Source organism: Phocoenobacter atlanticus subsp. cyclopteri, assembly GCF_018343795.1.
GTDB lineage: Bacteria > Pseudomonadota > Gammaproteobacteria > Enterobacterales > Pasteurellaceae > Phocoenobacter > Phocoenobacter atlanticus.
Genome location: NZ_CP074346.1, coordinates 1429271 through 1450869, shown reverse-complemented (window position 1 = coordinate 1450869; position 21599 = coordinate 1429271). Strand labels below are relative to the sequence as shown.

Below are 21599 nucleotides of genomic sequence, written 5' to 3'. Positions count from 1 at the left end.
TTCAAGGAGTAGCACAATGAAAAAATGGTTATTATTACCTGCCGTTATATCGAGCATTGCCTATGCTGAACAATGGCAAAACACACTGTTTCCTCATTTTGAAAAACAGCAAAAGTCTGTTTCTCAAGCTAGAGCAGATTTGGAAAAAGGTAATTATCCACTACAATTTCATTTTGATAAAAAATGCTATCAGCCTGAAAAAAATATCAAGTTAAATACCGCTTTATCCCTTGTTCCTTGTAAGGATAAAAAGGTAAATTTGCGTATTTTTAGAAAAGGGCAATATATCGCCACTATCAATATGCAAGAGGCTACTCCTACATTAAAAGTAACGGTCAAACCTATTGAGGCACCTAAAAAAATAACCAAGACTTGTCCTGTTTGGAATAAAAAACCTATCACTATTGATGTATCCTCTACCTTTAAAAATGGTGAAAAAGTACGAGATTTCTATTCAGGACAAGTTACCTCTGTAAAAGAGGGAAAAATTACAATGTTCCCCGATCCTAATGCAAACGGATTATTACTTTTAGAGCCTGCTAATTCGATGATTAAACCTACTTTTGATTGGCATAATGCCATTGTTTATTTTGTACTGACTGATCGCTTTTATAATGGCAATACTGCCAATGATCATAGTTATGGACGTAAAAATGATGGAATGCAAGAAATTGGTACTTTTCACGGTGGCGATCTCAAAGGTTTAACCCAAAAGTTAGATTATTTATCAGAACTTGGTATCAATACCATTTGGATCAGCTCACCCTTAGAGCAAATTCACGGTTGGGTTGGTGGTGGCTCTCAAGGGGATTTTCCACACTATGGCTATCACGGTTATTATCATCTGGATTGGACAAAAATCGATGCCAATATGGGGACAGAGCAAGAGTTAAAAGCATTTGTTGATCAAGCTCATAAAAAAGGTATTCGTGTACTATTTGATATCGTAATGAACCATACTGGCTATGCAACGTTGGCGGATATGCAACAGTTTAAGTTTGGTAAACTTTATTTAGATGATCAAGAAGCCGAAAAAACATTGGGTAAAAAATGGACAGATTGGACACCAAAAGCCAATGAAAATTGGCATAAATTTAATGAGTATATTCATTTTGGCAATAAAGACGGTTGGAAAAACTGGTGGGGTAAAGCTTGGGTGCGTTCCGATATTGGCGATTATGATGGAGCAAAATTTAATGAGCTGCAAATGTCACTTGCCTCATTACCTGATTTGAAAACAGAGGCGGAACAAGCGGTAACATTACCTGCATTTTTTGCAAAAAAAGAAACTAATGCTAAAAATTTAGACAATGCCAAAGTACGTGATTATCTGATTACTTGGTTAAGTGATTGGGTACGTAAATATGGTATTGATGGTTTTCGTGTTGATACGGCGAAACACGTTGAAAAAAGTACGTGGCTCGCCTTAAAAAATGCCTCTTCAAAAGCTTTAAAAGAATGGCAAAAAAATCACAAAAATTTTGGTAATAATTTTTGGATGACAGGAGAAGCGTGGGGTTTAGGCGTAATGAAAAATGATTATTACCAAAATGGTTTTGATGCGATGATCAATTTTGATTTCCAAAATGAAGCTCAAAAATCCTTAGATTGTTTTGCAAATATTGGAGAAACCTATCAATTAATGAGCAACAAATTAACCGATTTTAATGTGTTAAGTTATCTTTCTTCCCACGATACAGAGCTGTTTTTTGATAAAGCGAGTAAACAAGATTTAAACAAACAAAAAATAGCAGGCAGTTTATTAATGCTCTCTCCGGGTGCAGTACAAATTTATTATGGTGATGAAACCGCTCGTCCATTTGGTGCAACAGGATCAGATCCATTGCAAGGCACACGCTCAGATATGAACTGGGAAGATCTAACCAAACCAGAGCATCAAGCATTATTTAACCATTGGAAAAAATTAACTCATTTCAGAAAAAAACATATTGCAGTTGGAAAAGGAAAAAATATCACACTTGAAACCCAAAATTATTTTGCATTTAGTCGTCAGTATGATAAAGACAAAGTAATGGTTGTTTGGGTGGGTAAATAAAAAATTGAAACTTGATTTTAATAGCATTTTTGACTATCTTGTATGGTTTGATTTAAGCATAGTCTTAAATAAAATTTAATCAATGGAGAAAAAACACAATGCCAAATGGCACAAATCTAAATAAAGGTAATATTAAAGGCTTATTTCCTTTATTTGCTTTTTTAATCACTTATATCCTTGTTAGGGTAATCTCGGGAAGTTTTGAAACAATGCCGATTATGGTCGGTATTTCTATCGGGTGTTTAGTTGCTTTTTTCTTAAATGATAAAGACCATAAAATTTCGTTCACTAAAAAAGTTGCTATTTTTTGTAAAGGTGGTGGCGAAGAAACCCTTATTTTGATGGTGATTATTTTCCTATTGGCTGGAGCATTTTATAGTGTCGCTAATTCAATGCACGCCGTAGATGCTATCGTCAATATCGGATTGAGCATCTTGCCTTCAAATATTATTTTACCCGGTTTATTTGTGGTGTCTTGTATCCTTAGTTTTGCAATGGGAACGTCAATGGGGACGGTTTCAACCTTGGCACCGATTGCCATTGGTATAGCAACTAAAATCGGGATTGATATTCCATTAGTTGCGGGTCTCGTAATTGGTGGAGCAATGTTTGGGGATAACCTTTCTTTCATTTCGGACACCACCATTGCAGCAACTCGAACCCAAGAAGTCACAATGAAAGAGAAATTTAAAGTCAATTTCTTAATGGTACTGCCTGCGATTATTATCAATATTGCCTTATTATTGCTTGTTGATGTAAATACAACTGCTGCTACGGAACACCTTGATTTTAATTTACTGAATATCCTACCTTATGCAATTATTATCGTACTTTCTTTGGTGGGGATGCACGTGATTCCTGTAATGGGATTGGGGATTTTATCAGGTTTAATTATTGGTGTTATTCATCAAGATTTCACTCTGCTTGAAAGTTTTAAAGTAATTCATACAGGAATGGTTTGGATGGAAGATATGGCGTTAATTGCCGTATTAGTGGGTGGTATGGTGGCATTGATGAAATATTTAGGTGGGATTGATTACCTACTTTATCACTTAACCAAAAATGTAAAAAGTGTAAGAGCAGGTGAATTTAGTATCGCAACGCTTGTCAGTTTATTAGATATTGCGACCACGAATAATACCATTTCAATTATTGTATCTGGTCCGATTGCTAAAAATATCGGCAATGAAATTGGGATAAATAGAAGTCGAATTGCGGCAATTTTAGATCTCTTTTCTTCGGCATTTAGTGGTTTATCGCCATTTGGTGGGCAATTATTGGTAATGGCGGGATTATGCTCTATTTCTCCAATCGATATTATTCCTTATGTTTGGTATTGTATGCTAATGTTAATTTTTGGTATTTTCTTTATTATGATTGGTTGGCCAAATATTAAAAGAAAGAAGTAAGCTAAAAAACTTTATACTTGTTTAGTGGCTGTATTTTATTGCAGTCATTATATTAATACAACGGAGGTAAAATGCAGTCACTAGCAAAATTGATTCCAACGAAACTGATTTCAAGTAAACAAAACCAAACTCATTCTAATCATAATATTGAACGGACACTTTTGTTGACAGAGCTAGATAAGGTATATTCTTATCCACTCACCCTCATTATCGCTCCTGCTGGTTATGGTAAAACAACCCTTATCTCTCAATGGAAAGAGCGCCAGTCTCATACAGGTTGGTATGCGTTAGATAAAAGTGATAATAAAGCAGAGCAATTTTCTCGCTATTTTACTGCCGCATTGGTGCAAGCCTGTGGTATAGAAATTAAAAATCTAAATTATCAAAATGATTTGATTGATTATTTCTCACAATTATTAGTAAAATTAAATAACATCAACATTAGTTTTAGTTTAATTATTGATGATTATCATCATATTGAAAATAGTGAAATTCATAATGCGTTACGGTTTTGGTTAAAAAACCAACCAAGCACGATGAATTTAATTATTCTTTCTCGTTTAGTCCCTCCTTTGAGTATTACCAATTTACGTATTCACGAACAACTTTTAGAAATTAATATGACTCAGCTAGCTTTTACTCATAAGGAAGCGGGACAATTTTTTGAATTAAAATTAAATGATAGTTTTTCACAAGAAGCGATATTTACGGTATGTGAACAAGTGGAAGGTTGGGCTACTGGTTTACAACTCGTTAGTTTTATTTTGCAACAAAATACCGATCTTATTAAAACACCACAAAAGTTATTTGCTAAACTTAATCAACACCATATTGCAGATTATCTTAATGAAGAGATTTTTCATTATATTGATCCTGAATTAAAACAATTTATGCAACGTTGTGCTATTTTACATTCTATGAATGAAAGATTAGCCATTGCGATTACACAAGATAAGAATAGTGCCAGAAAATTAGATGAATTGGAAAAAAAAGGGCTATTTATTCAGCGAATAGATAATAATGATGGTGATATTTGGTGGAAATTTCATCCTATTTTGTCCTCTTATCTTACTCAAAGTTGCCGTTTAGAATTGCCAGATGAATGGAAAAAACTTAATCAATGTGCAGCAATGGAATGGTTAAAGTTGGGCTTTTGCCAAGAAGCGATTTATCATTCTCAACGAGTAGCAGACACCGAAATGTTATACCAAATTCTTCAACAGCACGGTTGGCCGTTATTTCATCAAGGACAATTAAAGTTATTAGAAGATAGCTTAAATAATCTTCCCTCAGAGTTAATGTGGCAATATCCTACCTTAGTTCTGCTTAAAGCGTGGGTGACCCAAAGCCAACATCGTTATCAAGAAGTCAGTGGAATTTTGCAAAAATGTAATACAAACTCACCGCTTATGGAACATTATCAAGGCAAATTTGATGCACTACGAGGACAAGTTGCGTTAAATGAAGGTGATGATGAACTGGCTTATAAACTGGCAAGTAGTGCTCTTTTAGCTCTTCCTCAAGAATTTAGCTATGCTCGAATTGTGGCGATTTCAGTGATTGCAGAAGCTCAACATTGTCGTGGTAATTTGAAAGTAGCAATGACACAAATGAAACAAGTCGAAAAAATGGCACTTTCACAACATACTTGTCATCACTGGTTATGGTCTAAGTTGCAACAAGCAGAAATCCTTTCGGCTCAAGGTTTTTTGCAGTCGGCTTATGATTTGCTAAAAGAAACAACATTGCAGGCAGAAACTTTTCATCAAATTCCGATGCACGAATTTTTATTACGCTTAAAAGGGCAAATTCAATGGGAGTGGCATAATCTTGAACAAGCAGAAGCAATGGCAAATGCTGGGATTGACATTTTAGAAAAAGAAGATGAAAAACTACAATGTTTAGCACTCCTTGCTAAAATTTCATTGGTACGAGGTGATCTTGATAATGCTAAACGCTTGATTGAAGAGTGCCAACATTCAATCAATTACTTTCCAGCCCATAAAGACTGGACAGCAACACTTGATGAAATTCAGGTGCTTTATGCTCAAATGACCAATGATCCTTCTCAGTTAGATAGCTGGTTAGTAAAAACAACTTTACCAACCAGAGCCTCAAACCACTTTACACAGCGTCAATCTCGTAATATTGCACGTGCTTATTTATTACAAAATAAACCAGAACAAGCACTTGATATCTTAAATACCATTTTGCATACGGCAGAAAATTTAAAATTAACCAGCGATATCCAACGTGCGTTAATTTTAAGAAATTTAGTTTTTGTTCATCAAAACAAAAAAGAGTTAGCTCAAAAAGATTTAATTCGAGCATTGGAAATGAGCCAGCAAACGAATTTTATTAGTGCTTTTGTGATTGAAGGCGATGTGATGGCACAACAAATCCGCCAACTGTTACAGATGAATATTTTGGATGAGTTTTCAACACCTAAAACACAATTTATTTTACGCAGTATCAATCAACATAATCGTCATAAATTTGCACACTTTGATCAACAATTTGTTCAAAGGCTCCTTGAAAATCCACAAGTGCCTGAACTGTTGAAAATTAGTCCTCTTACTGCTCGTGAATGGCAAGTGTTAGGGCTAATTTATTCAGGTTATAGCAACGAACAAATCTCTCAAGAACTTGTAGTAGCAATGACAACAATTAAAACCCATATTCGTAATTTATACCAAAAAATTGGGGTAAATAATCGCAGTGAAGCCATTGAATATACTAAAAATTTATTGGTGTTAATGGGATACCATTAAAAAGAGGTAAACCTTAAAACTAGATAAAGGAAATTTAAGGTTTTTATGGCGTTCTTAAGGTGTGGAACAGTGAATTATTTTTTATTTTATCTGTCTTATGCTAGCTAATGTTTATATTAATATTAAGGAAAATATAATGAAAAAATCATTTTTAAGTTATCTTATTTCAACAGTATTTGCGGTGACAGTGACTTCACAAGCAGTCAGTGATGAAATAAAAAATACTGAAACCTCTATTTTTCAAAATCAACAACTATCTGGCTTTAAAATTATCAGTAATAATATTAAAAAAAGCCCAGCAGATAATGCGACTTATCAAGGCATTCAGCTTGATAATGGAATGACAGTGTTGTTGATTTCTGATCCAAAAGCGAATAAATCGTTAATGTCAGCGGCGTTACCAATAGGTTCAATGGAAGATCCTGTTTCCCAACAAGGTTTAGCTCATTATTTGGAGCATATGGCATTAATGGGTTCAAAAAAATTCCCAGAAACCAATGGGTTAGATCATTTTTTAAGTAAGAATGGAGGCAGAAATAATGCCTCTACGTCAAAATCTCGTACCGCTTATTATCTAGAAGTAAATAATAATGCTTTTAATGAAGCCGTTACTCGCTTAGCGGATGCATTGGCGGAGCCTCTATTGTCAGAAGTAAATGCAAAAAAAGAATTGAATGCGGTTAATGCTGAAATGGTTCGAGCCAAATCAAGTGATGGTTATTTGATGTATAGCGTGAATTTAGCCACGTCAAACCCAAACCATCCAATTACTAAATTTGCAGTGGGTAATAAAGAGAGTTTGTCTGATAAACCAGAAAGTAAATTACAAAATGAATTACAGCAATTTTATCAAAAATATTATTCTGCAAATTTAGTTAAAGCAGTGCTTTATTCTGACCAGTCAATCGAAAAATTACAGCAATTAGCCGTTAAAACATTAGGGTTAATGAAAAACAAACATTTGCAAAAACCAACTATAAACGTACCGCTTTATCGTGAACAGGATAAAGGGATAATGATTTCTTATAAGCCAATTAAACCACGTAAATTATTGGCGGTGAGTTTCGATTTTCCTAATAATGAAGACAAATTTAAATCTAAAACAAATACCTATATTAGTTATATGCTAAATAATAATACAGAAGGCACATTGTCTGATTATTTAATTACACAAGGCTTGTCTTCAAGTGGTATTCAAGCAGGGGCTGATCCAAATGTAAGTCGCAATCGTGGTGATTTAACGATTTATGTTGAACTGACCGAGAAAGGTTTAGAGCAAAAAGATCAGATTATTTCATTGATTTTTCAACAAATTGAACAGCTTAAAAAAGCAGGCATTCAAGAAAGCTATTTTAAAGAAATGAAGCAAAGTTTAGCTCAATCTTTTGAGCATTTACAGGTAGAAAAGCATTTAGGCTTTGTGGAACAAATTACGGATGCAATGCTTTCTTATCCATTAGAAAATGTGATCAATGCAGGTTTTGAAACCCAAGCAATGGATCAAAAAGAAATTGCTGAAAAATTAGCAGAAATGACATTAGATAATGCACGTATTTTGTTGATGAATAAAAAGGTGAAAACAGATAAACAAACACCTTATATGAATGCCCCTTATTCTGTGATGAAATTTAGCCCTGAACAAAAATCAAAATGGTTAGACTTTAGTCATAACCCAACCATTAAACTACCTAAGTTGAATCCTTATTTCGTGGAAGATTTTTCACTAAATAAAATGGAACAGTCTCGTGTAAAACCACAAAAACTGAAATATGATAAAGGTGAAAAAATTTATGCAATGGGCAGTCATTATTTTCCAAAAGAACCTAAAGCGATTATTAGTTTAAGTTTTGGAATTTCCCCTAAAAATAAAGCATTAAAACCTCAAATGACGGTGGCGTTGTTAAACTATATGAATGGCTTAGCTCAAACTAAGCTAGCATTTCAATCTTCTGTGGCGGGTATTGAGACCTCATTTTATTACGGTGAAAATGGAGTCGGTGCTAATCTATCGGGCTATACACAAAATTTTGAAAAACTATTACAAGACGGTTTAATACAAATGAAAACTTTTGTTTTAACAGAGGCTGATTTGCAACAAGGGAAGCAGAAAATTTTAGAGGCGTTAGCTCGTGAGAAAAAAGAGAATAGTTTAAATCAAGCAGCAGGAGTTTTTTACAAGTTAGCAAGTTATCCTTATTTTGATAGAGAGAAGCAGAAAAAAGCACTTGCGGAGGTGTCGTTAGAAGATGTTAAGCAAATGCGAAATCATTTATTGAATGATACGACTGGAATTGAAGTGCTTTCTGTCGGAAATTTAACAGATAAGCAGGTAAAAAACTTAACTAAAACCGCAGAAAAAATAGTAGCCAATAGTAAAACAGCATTAAATTATAATTATTTTGTTGATTTTCGTGATGTCACACAAAAAATTAATTATGTGCAACAAGTACCCAATGAAGATAACGCATTAGTATTGATTTATTTGGTAAAAGGAAATGACAGATTAATGGATAATGTTCGTTCTATGTTATTAAATGACATTATTTCTCGCTGGTATTTTAATGATTTGCGTACAGATAAGCAGCTTGGTTATGTTGTTGCTTCTCGACGTATTTATACTGGAAAAACTTCTGGCTTATCATTTATGGTGCAAAGTCCAAATACAACACCAAAAGGGATAATGCAACACAATGAACGCTTTTTTAAGGAAAGTGAGCAGAAACTCAATGCTTTAACAGATAAAGAATTTGAACAATATCGTGCGAGCTTGTTAGAAAAATTACAACGTAAACCAGAGTCTTTGGAGCAAGAATTTAGTCACTTTGTGACTGATTTTAATCACAATAATTTACGTTTTGATAGTCGTGAAGAGTTAATTAAAGTTACAAAGAAAATAACAAAACAGCAAATTATCGATTTTTATAAACGAGCAGTGATAGAGCAATCGGGTTTTGTCTTGATAAGCCAAGCATTAGGTACAAAAGCAAAAGCTGAGGATAAGGTAAGTTTGGATAACTTCAAAACAGTAACAAGTATTGAAGAGTTACAAAAAACATTGCCTGTTTCACATTGGTAATATTATATAGTCAGTGATGAAAATTACTGACTATTTTAATAATTACAATGTAAAATAACCACCAAGAAAAAATAATCATATTTAGGAATTTTTAATGAAAAAGCATATTCATATTTTAGGTATTTGTGGCGCTTTTATGGGCGGTATTGCGATTATTGCCCGTGAATTAGGTTATAAAGTCACAGGTTCAGATACTAATGTTTATCCACCAATGAGTACTTTTTTAGAGAAGAGTGGTATTGAGATTATTCCTAATTATGATGTGGCACAACTTGATCCAAAGCCAGATATGGTCATTATCGGCAATGCAATGAGCCGTGGAAATCCTTGTGTAGAGTATGTGTTAAATAATCAGTTGAATTTTACCTCTGCACCGCAGTGGCTACACGATCATTTATTAAAAGATCGTTGGGTTTTAGCGGTGTCTGGAACACACGGTAAAACGACCACAACAGGTATGTTAGCGTGGATTTTAGACAAAAATGGCATTGATACAGGCTTTTTAGTCGGTGGAATTGCAGGAAATTTTGGGATTTCAGCTCGATTGGGATCAAGCAAGTTTTTTGTGATTGAAGCCGATGAATATGACAGTGCTTTTTTTGATAAACGATCTAAATTTGTGCATTACAATCCTAAAACCTTAATTGTGAATAATTTGGAGTTTGACCACGCGGATATTTTTGATGATCTAAAAGCCATTCAACGCCAATTTCATCATCTTGTTAGAGCAATGCCACAAAATGGCGTGATTTTATCTCACAAAGAGGAACAAAATGTCCAGCAAATGTTGGGTATGGGCAATTACAGTGAATTGCAATTTGTGGGCAAAGAGCAAGAATGGTATGCCGAGCCATTAAATCAAGATTATTCCCATTTTGCGGTTTACCACAAACAACAGAAACAAGGTGAAGTGCAGTGGAATGTGGTGGGTAAACATAATATGCACAATGGGTTGATGGCGATTGCGAGTAGTCATCATACAGGTGTTAGTGTGGCTGACGCCTGTAATGCGTTGAGTTCATTTGTGAATGCCAATCGTCGTTTAGAAGTAAAAGGACAAGTAAATGGCGTTACTCTTTACGATGATTTTGCTCACCATCCAACAGCAATTAAAGCAACGATTGAGGCATTGCGAGGGAAAGTCGGCAAAGAGCAACGTATTTTAGCCGTATTAGAACCACGTTCAAATACAATGAAAATGGGGGTACATAAAAATGAAATTGCCCCAGCACTTACCGATGCCGATCAGGTATTTATTTTGCAACCTGATAACATAGATTGGAGCGTTGAACAAATCACAAAAAATCTCACTCAGCCTGCACAATGGAGTGCAAATTTAGATGAACTGGTACAAATGATTATTACACAAACAAAACCAACGGATCATATTTTAGTAATGAGTAATGGTGCTTTTGGTGGAATTCATAACAAGTTGTTAGAGAAATTGAAATAATTGTTTTAGTGATAATTAGATTAAAAATAGAATTTGATGATTTGCAAATTTAATTCCTTACGTAGCGACAGGGCATGCCCTGTCGATACAATATATTTATACATCAATGAGTTATGTGATAAGTTGATAAAATATAGTGGTTACATCTAGTTCAAAATTTGCGATTTTTATACTTGCTATTTCTTAATAGTATCTACATAATAATTGTTAATTCCTGAAATTAATAAGTAAAAGTTTACGATTGTTTTCCCCTGTTTTAAAGAGATTGAGACCTCAATTTGGTAGATGTTTTTGAAATCTTGAATTTGTAGAAATACATGCCCTGTTCATGCATTGATGAATGGATATTTTGATGGGTTGATAGTCGGAAATGATGAATAAATGTAAAAATAGTATAATTGTGCAAAATATATAGAAAACAGGGCATGCCCTGTTTCTACAATATATTATTCTTCAATGGTATATTTTTTGCGAATAGGTTTAATCTAACGATTGTCAATGCTACTTAACCCTATTAACTACCATCAAAAACAATCCTTCCCTTTCCTTAATTCAATAAATTCCTCTAACGAATTAGCTATCAAAAAAGGATTAATTTCTTTTTCTAAGGCAATAGAAGAGGGAAGTGTAGGGATATGTTGAGAGCGTAGTTTTTCAACCTGTTGTTTATATTGTTGTACGGCTTGATTATTGGGTTGAACACTTTCCACAAATTGAAGATTGCTATAGGTATATTCGTGGGCAGGGTAGATTTTTACATTATCGGCTAATAATCGAAAACGTTGTAGTGTGTTATATTGTGCAACATAATCCCCTGTAAATACTCGTCCACAACCTGCTGAAAACAGTGAGTCGCCACAGAAAAGGTATTTTTCATCAATCAGATAGCTAATATGTTGTGCTGTATGTCCTGCACTGTCAATCACTTGAATATTATAACCTAAGCATTCAAAGTGTTGATTATGTTCAACAATTTGAGTGGTAAATTGAGAAACTTCTGCAGAACCATAAACAGTTAAATGAGGATAATGCTCCACTAATTCTGCAACCCCTCCAGTATGATCAGCGTGATTGTGCGTTAATAATATAGCGGTAGGTTGTAACTGATTTTTTGCAAAAAAATCTAATAAAGTGACCGCTTGTGAGGGATCGATAATGATTACTTTATCCGCTTTTTGAATTAACCAAATATAATTATCGGATAATACAGGAATAGGGGTCACTTTCATTTTATTTTCCTAGTCGTCTTTTTTTAAGAAAAGAGCAGCTGCACCACGTGAACCACCCGAGTCACCGTGAATCGCTTTTTTAATCACAGGCACTTTTGCAGAACGCATTAAATAAGGCGGTAATGCTTTTGGTAGGGCTTCATAAATATAATCAAAATTAGATAAACCACCACCAAAAACAATCATATCAGGATCTAACACCGTAATCAGATTGCTAATACAAATTGCCATTAATTTTACATATTTTTCAACAAATCGTACCGCTTGTGGTTGTTGATTATAAAAGTTTTCGATAATGGTTTTGGCGGATAAGCCCTCACCCTCTAACTCGTTATACAACATTTCAAAACCACGTCCTGAAATATAAGTATCTAAACACGCCTTATTGCCACAGCCACAGTCAAAAATAGGGGCGTTATCCCAACCTAATAATTGTAGAGCGTGATAATTTAATTGTTGATGACCTACTTCTCCAGCCATACCAATTCTGCCTGAATGCACCTTACCATCAAAAATCAAACCGCCACCAAAACCAGTGCCGATAATTAAGCCTAATACTGTGGAATATTGTCGATTTTCTTTATCCCACGCTTCTGAAAGGGCAAAGCAGTTGGCATCATTTTCGGCTTTCACTTCACGATCTAAACATTTACTAAGATCTTTTAAAATAGGTTTATTATCTGCTACTCGAATATTGGTAATTTCAGCAATACCTGTTTCGTGATTGACAAATCCTGGTAAACCCAACCCAACCATTCCCTTAGTGTTGAATTTTTTATCTGCATTAAGAACAAGGGTTTTAATGGTATCTAACCAATCTTCATAGCTAGTTTGAGGAGTGGGGGTGCGTTCAGAATAGAGTTTATCAAGTTGCTCATTGTATACAGCAAGCTCAATTTTTGTGCCACCAATATCTAACCCGTAGTAATAAGTCATTATTTTCTCCTTAAATTAATTTTTTATAAATTATATAAGAAATTCGCCATTAATTGTTAAATTTTTATTTACGCAAACGTTTGCCTTGGTTATAATTTGGATTATTTTTTAATTCATTTATAATTTATTTAAGGAAAATTTATGAGTCATAAATTGTTGTATTCTCTCGAAGATAAACCTACTATTGGATTAAGTTTATTACTGGCTTTGCAGCATTTACTTGCCGCTATTGGTGGAATTGTTGCAGTTCCTTTGGTTATCGGTAATGTACTGAAATTATCGACGGAAGATACTATTGTATTAGTGAATGCCGCCTTATTGGTTTCTGGTATTGTTACTATCATACAATGTCGAGGAATAGGACACATTGGTATACGTTTACCCGCTGTAATGGGAACAAGTTTTACCTTTGTCGCAGCTGCCTTAGCGATTGGCTTTAGTGATGCGGGTGTGGGTGGGATTTTAGGTTCATCGCTTGTGGCATCTTTAGTAATGATCATTGGTAGTTTCTTTATGCCACATATTCGTAAATTATTTCCACCTGTGGTAACGGGGACAGTCGTAATGATGATTGGACTTAGCTTAATTCCAGTTGCCGTAGATTGGTTTGCTGGTGCTCAAGTCGGTGATCCTAATTACGCTGAACCCAAAAACTTGATGATGGCAACCTTTGTATTAGTTATTGTTGTGACATTGGTGCAATGGGGACGAGGTATTTTTTCTGCAGCAGCCATTGTGATTGGTATGATGATTGGCTATATTACTGCTCTCTGTTTAGGTTGGGTGGATTTCTCAGGGGTAAAATCTGCTCAATTTTTTGCTATACCCCAGCCTCTCCATTTTGGGTTATCTTTCCCTATTTCTGGTATTATCGGAATGAGTATTGCTTATTTGGTGACCATTGTAGAATCCAGTGGTAATTTTCTTGCATTAGGTGATGCAACCAAAACAGAAGTGACACCACAACAATTTAAACAAGGCATTTTAGCAGAAGGATTAGGATCTGCACTGGCTGCTATTATGTCTACCACACCTTTTTCAACCTTTTCACAAAATATCGGTTTAATCACCTTAACAGGGGTTGCCAGTCGTTATGTTGTGGCATTAACAGGCGTATTATTAGTATTAGCAGGACTTTTCCCTATATTTGGAGCGTTAATTGTTTCTATTCCTCTTCCTGTATTAGGTGGGGCGGGAATTATTATGTTTGCAATGATTATTGCTGCAGGTATTCAAATGCTTAACAATGTAGAACGCACTAGCCGTAATGGTTTAATTATTGCGATTGCTATTGGTGGCGGATTAGCGGTTACCACTCGACCAGAGTTATTGGGTAAATTACCTGCATTCTTTAAAGAAATTTTTGGTTCTGGTATTACCGTGGGCGCAGTATTAGCACTTTCACTCAATTTAATTCTTCCTAAAGAAAAAGAAGAATAAAAGATGATTTTATTAAGAATTCACTCATTTATTAAATTACAGTTTTGAGAATAAGGGTTTTTTCAGTATAATCCGTAAGATATTTTTTATTTTTAGGATAACTTACAATGATTGAAAAAATGCACGAGAAAACAAATAGTTTTGCATTTAAAGCTATTTTTGCGTTTGTCGCACTCTCTTTTGTATTAGGGGGTGTGGGTGGCTCTTTAATGTACAGTAAAGATGATTATGTGGCGAAAGTAAATGGTGAATCTATTTCACAACGTACTTTTACTTATACTAAAAATCGTCAGCAAAGTATTCAAAGTGATAGATTAGGCGCAAAATTCTGGGATTTATTAGATACACCTGAATATGCGGCTCAGTTTAATCAACAAGTGCTTAATGGTTTGGTTGATGATGAATTATTAAAACAATATATCAAAACCTTAAATTTAGGGGTAAGTGCTGAGCAGATTAAACAGCAAATTGTGAATACGCCTGATTTTCAACAAGACGGTAAATTTAATAACGAATTTTATCAAAATGTATTAAGAAACAATAATATATCGCCAGATTATTATGCCTCTATGGTAGCAGGGGATATATTAAATGGACAGGTGCAGCAAGGTGTTTTAGACTCTCAATTTAGTGTTCCTGCTCAGAATACATTATTGGCAAAATTATTATTGCAGCAACGTACTATTAGAACCGCTGTGTTACCACTTGCAAAAGAAGTGGAAAAACAGACAGTATCTGAAACTGAATTACAAAACTACTATAATGAACATAAGGCACAGTTTGTAGAACCTGAAAGAATGCAAGTTGAAATTGTTACTGTTACACCAGAGGATCTTGCTGATGCTAGTTCAATTACCGATCAAGATGTAGAAGATTATTATCAACAAAATCGAGATAAATTTATCACTAAAGGTGAAACGCATTTAGCTCACATTCAAATGGCAACTAAAGAGAAAGCGGCAGAAGTTGAAACAAAACTAAATGCAGGTGAAGATTTTTCAACGTTAGCAAAAGAGTATTCACAAGATATGATTTCTGCTCAAAATGGAGGCGATTTAGGTTGGGCTAAAGCAGGGACATTCCCTGAAATTTTTGAACAGGTAGCCAATATTCTTGACGCTGGAAAAGTAAGTAAGCCAGTAGAAATTAACGGTAATTATCATATTATCAAAGTATTGGAACGTAAACCTGATGTAGCAATGACACTTGAGCAAGCCACACCAACAATTAAGCAAGCGTTGATTAAAACAACCAGTTTAGCAAATTATGGAAAAGTGACCAATGAAATGGCGAATAAAGCCTTTGAATCACCAGATTCATTAACTGATGTGGCACAAGTGGCTAATGCAAAAGTACAAACGACACAAGAATTTTCACAAAATGCCATCCCTGAATTATTAAGCAATCCTAAAATTCAATCTGCTTTAATGAAAGGCGATTTCCGTCGTAGTCGTCAGGTGTCGGAAGCGATTGATTTAACTGATGGGGATAATGCAAAAACAGCCTTTATTCGAGTTATTAACTATAAAGAAGCTCGTCCACAAACATTTGAAGAAGCAAAAGAAACAGTGCAAAACTTAATTAAAGTGAAAAAAGCACAGCAAGTGTTAGCTAAAAATTCAAAAGCGATTGTGAAAGGGTTAAATGAAGGACAAACCGTTGATGTCAGTTTTAGTGAGCCTCAAACACTGGTTTATATCCAAAATTTAATGCAACAACCAACACTAACAAAAGATGTATTTGCAATGCCAAAACCAGTAGATAAAACGACTTATCAAGTTACAATGGATCAAATGGGCAATGCGGTTATTATTGCATTAGATAAAGTGACAGAGGGTAAAGAAGAGGGCTTTAAGGCATTTGAAATGGTACTTTCTCAATCTGATCAACTTCAATTACGTGATGAAATGTTAAGTGATTTACGTAACCGAGCAACGATCGAATATAATGACGCATTTTTAAGACAACAAGAACCTTAACGTTCTCGATAATAACATTCAAGCGGTATGATCTTTTAATAAATTTGCAAAAAATTAAATAGATCCTACCGCTTTGTTTTTTGTTATTTATTTTACCGCAATGATTGAACCAAAATTAAAACACTGAAACCATAACTCAATATTATTAAATCCAGCTTGCTGAAGACGAGCTTTATGGGTTTTTATGGTATCTGTTCGCATAACGTTTTCTAACGCAGTACGTTTTTGACTAATTTCTAGTTCGCTGTAGCCGTTGGCTCGTTTAAAGCTATGGTGTAAATCAATCAGCAATTCATTCATCGATGAATTTTCAAATCTAAATTTTTCTGAAAGTACTAATACGCCATTTGAATTTAATCCTTGATAAATCTTTGTAAGTAATAGTAAACGATCTTCTGGTGGTAAAAATTGTAAAGTGAAATTTAATACTACCATTGAGGCATTTTTAATTTCAATATTACGAATGTCATCACATAAAATTTCAACTGGGATAGTAGAGTGAAAAGTATTGAGATGGCTACGACAACGTTCTACCATTGCTGGTGAGTTATCAACCCCAATAATATTGACATTGTTATATTTTAAATTACGACGAATAGCTAAAATAGCCGCTCCACGAGAGCAACCTAAATCGTAAATAGTTGAATTTTCTGTGACAAGGCGTTCTGCAAGCATTCCGATAGCAGTAATAATATTAGAATAACCTGGGACAGAACGTTGAATCATATCTGGAAATACTTCTGCAACAGATTCATCAAAAGTAAAATCCCCTAGTTTATTGATAGGGGCTGAAAATAAAGTATCTTTAGGCATAAAATTTGTTAGTTAAATATTGAAAAATGGTGGTGTGAATAACTACTTACTAAAAAAGTTATACTTTTTTTGAACTTTTTAAGATTGACAAAGTCTGAATAAGTGCTAAATGCTTTTACTGAAGTGAGTAGTTTTTTCATAATTTCCTTAGTAGATTAAGTTACCCCGATATCACATTGATATCGGGGTTTTTTCTTTAGTTTAATGTTTATAGCTTTAACATTTAGAAATTAAAAACCTGCACCCATAAACATAAACGTCGCGATCATTAGCATTTGACCTATTTCTCGATCTGACATTTCTCGATCATTGAGCTTAACTTTGCCATTATCAATGGCTAGTTTCATTTTGATATTTTTATCATCTACGACAAAAAAGTTACTTTCTTTAGCTTGAGAGGTTATATTCCCAATTTTTGCATCAGCTGAATGTTTAGCATCTTCCTTTGTTTCGCCATTCAGCAATGCTGATTGTTCAATCATTAAATGAGTTGCAGGGATACTGAATTTCATATCCAATAATGACTGACCCAGTGCATTTATAATATCATTTTCTGATTGTATTAAATCAGGATCAAATGGTTTTACATTTAAATCCAATTTAATATCACTTTTTCCTTGTTTATTTTTCAATGAAAGATCATTAATTTTTAATGATGAACCTTTTGAGATCGCTTCAAGAAATAACTTTGTGGCATAATCCGAATTTTCAGGATCATCATACATTTTTTCTATGGCATTATTCCACGTTTTAGCGTCTCCAACAAAATCTGCATTTAGCTTCATTTCACCAAAATTTTGTGTTATTTCATTTTTGGTCATTGAAATATCTGTTTTCATTTTAGTGTTGCTTGAGTAAGATACTTTATCAAGATAACCTTTTCCTTCCATTTCAAGGTTATTCATAGCAAATTTATTTTTATTATCTCCAACATAAAACTTTTCAACATTAAAAACATAATCTCCCAATCCTAAATATGGGTATTCACTTTTCTCTGAAGTGAATTTATATTCCATATTTTTAGCCGCAAATTTTACGTTTACTCCATTGAAAAATGCAACAGAATCAAGTGCTAAATTCACATCTCCAATGCCATTTTTATCTGTATCAAACTCGGCTTCCACTTCTGATATTTCAAAATTGCCGTCAGTTGATTTAGCCGCATTCGTTTTTGCACTGCCACTTAAATTAGTGTTGTAATCAATATCAATATTAGTCGTAAGGACTACACCATCTTTAAATACCGATTTGAGGGAATCTGGGCTATATAAAATGCCTTCATCACTTGCCATAACAGGCAATAATTTACCTTTGATTAAACGGTTTAGTGGGAAAGGACCGTGATGAAGTGTGTCGGCACCTTTAAAGATATAGTTTTCACCATCATAATTTTTAACGACTAAGTTATAATTGATATCAGAGCTAAAGAAACCACGTTCGATTTTGACGTCTTTATACTCGGCATTAACGCCGTATGCTTTAAGTACTTTAAGTTCTTTATTGGCAAGATTAACGAGTTCACCATAACGAGCTTCAACTTGTTTTCCTGTGTACCAAGCACCGCCTATTTGTGCGATACCAACTACCGCAACTAATGAGAGGGCAATTTTTGATAATTTCATTGTTTTATCCTTTATAAATAGAGTTGTTGAATTAAGCGAATATTTTGTTTTAGATAACCTTGACTTTTTAAGTAGTCTTTCAGTTGTTGCCAATTCAAAATACCTATATTACTTAACGTAATAAATTGTTTTAATAATATCGCATTTTCAGTAGGAAGAATACGAATAATGTCTGCTAAATTTTGTTCAAATTGATATTTTTCTGCTTTTGTCATTGTTGAGCTATCACAAGCGGTAAGATCATTTACTTTTTTTGCAATTTTTTCAGGACGTCCTACAAAATATCCCCTTTCTGCTTTACTTAATGCGCTAAAATACATTCCATCAAGAATGGGTAGATAATTTAGGAATTGCATTAAATCACCTAATTCACCGTTTTTAAGCTCTAATTCAATTTCACAAATAGGATCTTCTCCCCATTTATTTTTTACCCAACCTTGATCTAAAGCGATTTCAATTTCAGCGTTTTGATATTGAATCAGCCAACAGGTACGAGTGACATCAGTACTAAATACTTTTTCAAGGGAGTGATGAATATATTCAACATCAGAAAATTGCAAATTAAAGTGATCATCTAACCGCTTAAAATCAGGTTTATCATTGGGTAAATCCATATTGTATTCAGGACGAATATGTAACCCTCCGACAATTTCTCCTTTGGTTTTTAACGTCATTTCACAGTGCTGATTGACTTTACGTACTCGTAATCCCATTTTTTGATTAGCAAAAAACAGCGAAGGGGTATCGTAGTAAGTGTTGATTAATTCATCTGTTTGCTGTTTAAGAATGGGTTGGGTTACTAACCATTTTTTTATTGCCTCAATATTATGAGGCTCAAGCATCATTTTTAATTCAATTTCGTTTTGCATTTTTTACTCTTTATTAGCAAGGACGTGCCTTACTTTTTCTAAATCCTCTTGTGTGTCAACACCAACTTCAGGGGCTTGTTTAGCAATATCTAAATGGATTTTTTCACCATACCATAAGGCACGTAATTGCTCCAAAGATTCCAATTGTTCCAGTTGAGTAGGTTGCCAATTTACATATTGTTTAATAAACCCAGCTCTATAGGCGTAAATACCAATATGGCGTAAGTAATTTTGCTGTGCCACAAAATCATCATCACAATTGGAAAAATGATCACGAGCGTAAGGAATAGATGCACGTGAAAAATAGAGTGCAAAGCCATTTTTGTCAGCTAAGGTTTTCACAACATTGGGATTAAATAACTCTTTTTTTGTGGTTAATTTAACGGCTAACGTTGCCATATTCACCTTTGATTTTACTAAGTTTTCAGCAATCTGATTGATAATCACAGGGGGAATTAAAGGCTCATCGCCTTGTACATTAACGATAACCTCATCATCAGCAATTGCCATTTTCTCAATAACTTCTGCTAAACGCTCTGTCCCTGAATTATGTTTTTCCGAGGTTAAGCAAACTTCTGCACCAAAGCTCTCAGCAACCTGTAAAATCTCGTTATGATCGGTGGCAATAATGACACGACTTGCTCCAGCTTGAATTGCTTGTTGCCACGTGTGTTGGATCATCGGTTTACCGCAAATATCAAGCAATGGTTTACGAGGTAAACGGGTAGAGGAATAACGTGCAGGAATAATAACAGTAAATTTCATTTTAACATTCCTCTAATGATTGACCACTTTCTGGCAGTAACACGATAATGCCATTTTCGATTGGATAAGCCAAGTTTTGCTCTTTGCAAATTAAACGGTTATTGGTTTTATCCCACTCTAATTTTGCATTACAGTTTGGGCAGGCAAGGTTATTGAGTAATTTTTCATTCATCATTTTTTCCTAACTTTTTTAAAATTGGATTAAGTAATTGTTTTGTTGATGTTGGTGTAAAAGTTGCATCAATTGGCACGAAAAACCAGTTATCTTGTGCGAAATGACGACATTTTACGGCATCTTTTTCTGTCATTAATAAAATTTGATCTTGATTTGCAAGGGGAAGTAGTTGTTCTTTTGAGTAAGGCTGATGATCGGCAAAACTGTGACAAGCGGTCACATTAAAACCTAAATTTGCAAGCATATTAAAAAAACGAGGCGGATAGCCAATACCTGCCATTGCGACAATCTGTTGTGATTTAAGATCACTTAGTGCTATTTTCTGATTAGTTTTTACATTAATCGTATAGTCTGCTTGCAAGGTCATTTGATGTTCATTTGGTAAAGCCTTTCCACCATTACAAATTAATGCATTAACACGTTTTAAGCGACTGGGAAGTTCACGTAAACCACCAGCAGGCAATACAAAACCGTTACCAAAACGACGCTCACCATCAATCACCACCCATTCAAAATCTCGTTGCAATTTATAATGTTGTAAGCCGTCATCAGCAATAATTAAATCTAATGAATAATTTTTCAATAATAATTCAATACTTTGTCGGCGGTTGGGTGAAATAGCAAGAGGAACCTGAGTACGTTGCACAATTAATACTGGTTCATCACCCATTTGCTCAGCTGAACTTTCAGGGGTAACGAGTTGTGGAAAGTCTTTGGTTTTCGCCCCATAACCACGAGAAATAACTCCGACTTTTATGCCTCTTTGCTGTAATTGTTCAACTAGCCAAATAACCAATGGTGTTTTGCCATTTCCTCCAACACTGATATTCCCTACGATTAAAACAGGGACGGGAGAGCGGTAAGATGTTAAGAGATTTTTGCAAAAAAGCCAACGGCGTAGATGACTAATTAGGTAAAAGAGCAGTGATAAAGGGGATAAAATCCACGTAATAGTAGAACGATTTTGCCAGATTTTCATTTTAATAAAATTACCTGTAGAAACAGG

The 21599-nt window shown here is 34.4% G+C and carries 15 protein-coding genes; 7 read left to right on the top strand and 8 right to left on the bottom strand.

The window, feature by feature from the left end; translation table 11 throughout:
* Positions 1–16 precede the first annotated feature (16 nt).
* From KGI96_RS06815 to mpl, 5 genes are all read left to right on the top strand, one after another.
* On the top strand, positions 17–2056 hold the full coding sequence (locus tag KGI96_RS06815; protein WP_211597892.1) for an alpha-amylase: 2040 nt from the start codon (positions 17–19) through the stop codon (positions 2054–2056).
* Positions 2057–2154: 98 nt separating this feature from the next.
* On the top strand, positions 2155–3465 hold the full coding sequence (locus tag KGI96_RS06810; RefSeq protein ID WP_211597891.1) for a Na+/H+ antiporter NhaC family protein: 1311 nt from the start codon (positions 2155–2157) through the stop codon (positions 3463–3465).
* A 71-nt stretch (positions 3466–3536) separates the two neighbouring features.
* The gene (gene malT, locus KGI96_RS06805; RefSeq protein ID WP_211597890.1) at positions 3537–6236 is read left to right on the top strand and encodes an HTH-type transcriptional regulator MalT; all 2700 of its coding nucleotides are present in this window, start codon (positions 3537–3539) and stop codon (positions 6234–6236) included.
* Between the two features lie 136 nt (positions 6237–6372).
* Positions 6373–9312 (top strand): pitrilysin, encoded by a 2940-nt coding sequence (gene ptrA / locus KGI96_RS06800; protein WP_211597889.1) that lies wholly within the window; start codon positions 6373–6375, stop codon positions 9310–9312.
* Positions 9313–9406: 94 nt separating this feature from the next.
* Complete coding sequence (gene mpl / locus KGI96_RS06795; RefSeq protein WP_211597888.1) at positions 9407–10765, top strand: UDP-N-acetylmuramate:L-alanyl-gamma-D-glutamyl-meso-diaminopimelate ligase; 1359 nt, start codon at positions 9407–9409, stop codon at positions 10763–10765.
* A gap of 524 nt (positions 10766–11289) precedes the next feature.
* Here mpl and gloB read toward each other — a convergent pair.
* Both gloB and nagK read right to left on the bottom strand, forming a co-directional pair.
* A complete protein-coding gene (gene gloB, locus KGI96_RS06790; RefSeq protein ID WP_211597887.1) occupies positions 11290–11994 on the bottom strand; it encodes a hydroxyacylglutathione hydrolase in 705 nt (234 codons plus the stop codon).
* A gap of 9 nt (positions 11995–12003) precedes the next feature.
* Complete coding sequence (gene nagK / locus KGI96_RS06785) at positions 12004–12930, bottom strand: N-acetylglucosamine kinase (protein WP_211597886.1); 927 nt, start codon at positions 12928–12930, stop codon at positions 12004–12006.
* Between the two features lie 141 nt (positions 12931–13071).
* Between nagK and KGI96_RS06780 the strand changes: the two genes are divergently transcribed.
* Together KGI96_RS06780 and KGI96_RS06775 are read left to right on the top strand one after the other, a co-directional pair.
* Entirely contained in the window at positions 13072–14370 is a 1299-nt protein-coding gene (locus KGI96_RS06780; RefSeq protein WP_211597885.1) for a nucleobase:cation symporter-2 family protein, read from the top strand.
* A 107-nt stretch (positions 14371–14477) separates the two neighbouring features.
* Positions 14478–16349 carry a SurA N-terminal domain-containing protein gene (locus tag KGI96_RS06775; protein ID WP_211597884.1) on the top strand — a complete coding sequence of 624 codons (1872 nt, stop codon included), beginning with the start codon at positions 14478–14480 and terminating at the stop codon, positions 16347–16349.
* Positions 16350–16436: 87 nt separating this feature from the next.
* Here the strand turns inward: KGI96_RS06775 and cmoA are convergent, their stop codons facing one another.
* From cmoA to lpxK, 6 genes are all read right to left on the bottom strand, one after another.
* On the bottom strand, positions 16437–17162 hold the full coding sequence (gene cmoA / locus KGI96_RS06770) for a carboxy-S-adenosyl-L-methionine synthase CmoA (protein WP_211597883.1): 726 nt from the start codon (positions 17160–17162) through the stop codon (positions 16437–16439).
* Positions 17163–17392: 230 nt separating this feature from the next.
* Positions 17393–18784, bottom strand: coding sequence for a YdgA family protein (locus KGI96_RS06765; protein WP_211597882.1), 1392 nt, complete (start codon positions 18782–18784; stop codon positions 17393–17395).
* 11 nt (positions 18785–18795) lie between these two features.
* The gene (locus KGI96_RS06760; RefSeq protein ID WP_211597881.1) at positions 18796–19653 is read right to left on the bottom strand and encodes a CYTH domain-containing protein; all 858 of its coding nucleotides are present in this window, start codon (positions 19651–19653) and stop codon (positions 18796–18798) included.
* A 3-nt stretch (positions 19654–19656) separates the two neighbouring features.
* Positions 19657–20418 (bottom strand): 3-deoxy-manno-octulosonate cytidylyltransferase, encoded by a 762-nt coding sequence (kdsB, locus tag KGI96_RS06755; protein ID WP_211597880.1) that lies wholly within the window; start codon positions 20416–20418, stop codon positions 19657–19659.
* A 1-nt stretch (position 20419) separates the two neighbouring features.
* Positions 20420–20590 (bottom strand): Trm112 family protein, encoded by a 171-nt coding sequence (locus tag KGI96_RS06750; RefSeq protein WP_211597914.1) that lies wholly within the window; start codon positions 20588–20590, stop codon positions 20420–20422.
* Entirely contained in the window at positions 20583–21572 is a 990-nt protein-coding gene (gene lpxK / locus KGI96_RS06745; RefSeq protein ID WP_211597879.1) for a tetraacyldisaccharide 4'-kinase, read from the bottom strand. The genes KGI96_RS06750 and lpxK overlap by 8 nt, the downstream gene beginning before the upstream one ends.
* Between the last annotated feature and the right edge of the window lie 27 nt (positions 21573–21599).

Coding starts and splice junctions, on each gene's coding strand:
- KGI96_RS06750 (WP_211597914.1), bottom strand. CDS start 20,590: ATGAATGAAAAATTACTCAATAACCTTGCCTGCCCAAACTGTAATGCA.
- nagK (WP_211597886.1), bottom strand. CDS start 12,930: ATGACTTATTACTACGGGTTAGATATTGGTGGCACAAAAATTGAGCTT.
- kdsB (WP_211597880.1), bottom strand. CDS start 20,418: ATGAAATTTACTGTTATTATTCCTGCACGTTATTCCTCTACCCGTTTA.
- KGI96_RS06765 (WP_211597882.1), bottom strand. CDS start 18,784: ATGAAATTATCAAAAATTGCCCTCTCATTAGTTGCGGTAGTTGGTATC.
- ptrA (WP_211597889.1), top strand. CDS start 6,373: ATGAAAAAATCATTTTTAAGTTATCTTATTTCAACAGTATTTGCGGTG.
- KGI96_RS06815 (WP_211597892.1), top strand. CDS start 17: ATGAAAAAATGGTTATTATTACCTGCCGTTATATCGAGCATTGCCTAT.
- KGI96_RS06775 (WP_211597884.1), top strand. CDS start 14,478: ATGATTGAAAAAATGCACGAGAAAACAAATAGTTTTGCATTTAAAGCT.
- KGI96_RS06760 (WP_211597881.1), bottom strand. CDS start 19,653: ATGCAAAACGAAATTGAATTAAAAATGATGCTTGAGCCTCATAATATT.
- cmoA (WP_211597883.1), bottom strand. CDS start 17,162: ATGCCTAAAGATACTTTATTTTCAGCCCCTATCAATAAACTAGGGGAT.
- gloB (WP_211597887.1), bottom strand. CDS start 11,994: ATGAAAGTGACCCCTATTCCTGTATTATCCGATAATTATATTTGGTTA.
- KGI96_RS06780 (WP_211597885.1), top strand. CDS start 13,072: ATGAGTCATAAATTGTTGTATTCTCTCGAAGATAAACCTACTATTGGA.
- KGI96_RS06810 (WP_211597891.1), top strand. CDS start 2,155: ATGCCAAATGGCACAAATCTAAATAAAGGTAATATTAAAGGCTTATTT.
- lpxK (WP_211597879.1), bottom strand. CDS start 21,572: ATGAAAATCTGGCAAAATCGTTCTACTATTACGTGGATTTTATCCCCT.
- malT (WP_211597890.1), top strand. CDS start 3,537: ATGCAGTCACTAGCAAAATTGATTCCAACGAAACTGATTTCAAGTAAA.
- mpl (WP_211597888.1), top strand. CDS start 9,407: ATGAAAAAGCATATTCATATTTTAGGTATTTGTGGCGCTTTTATGGGC.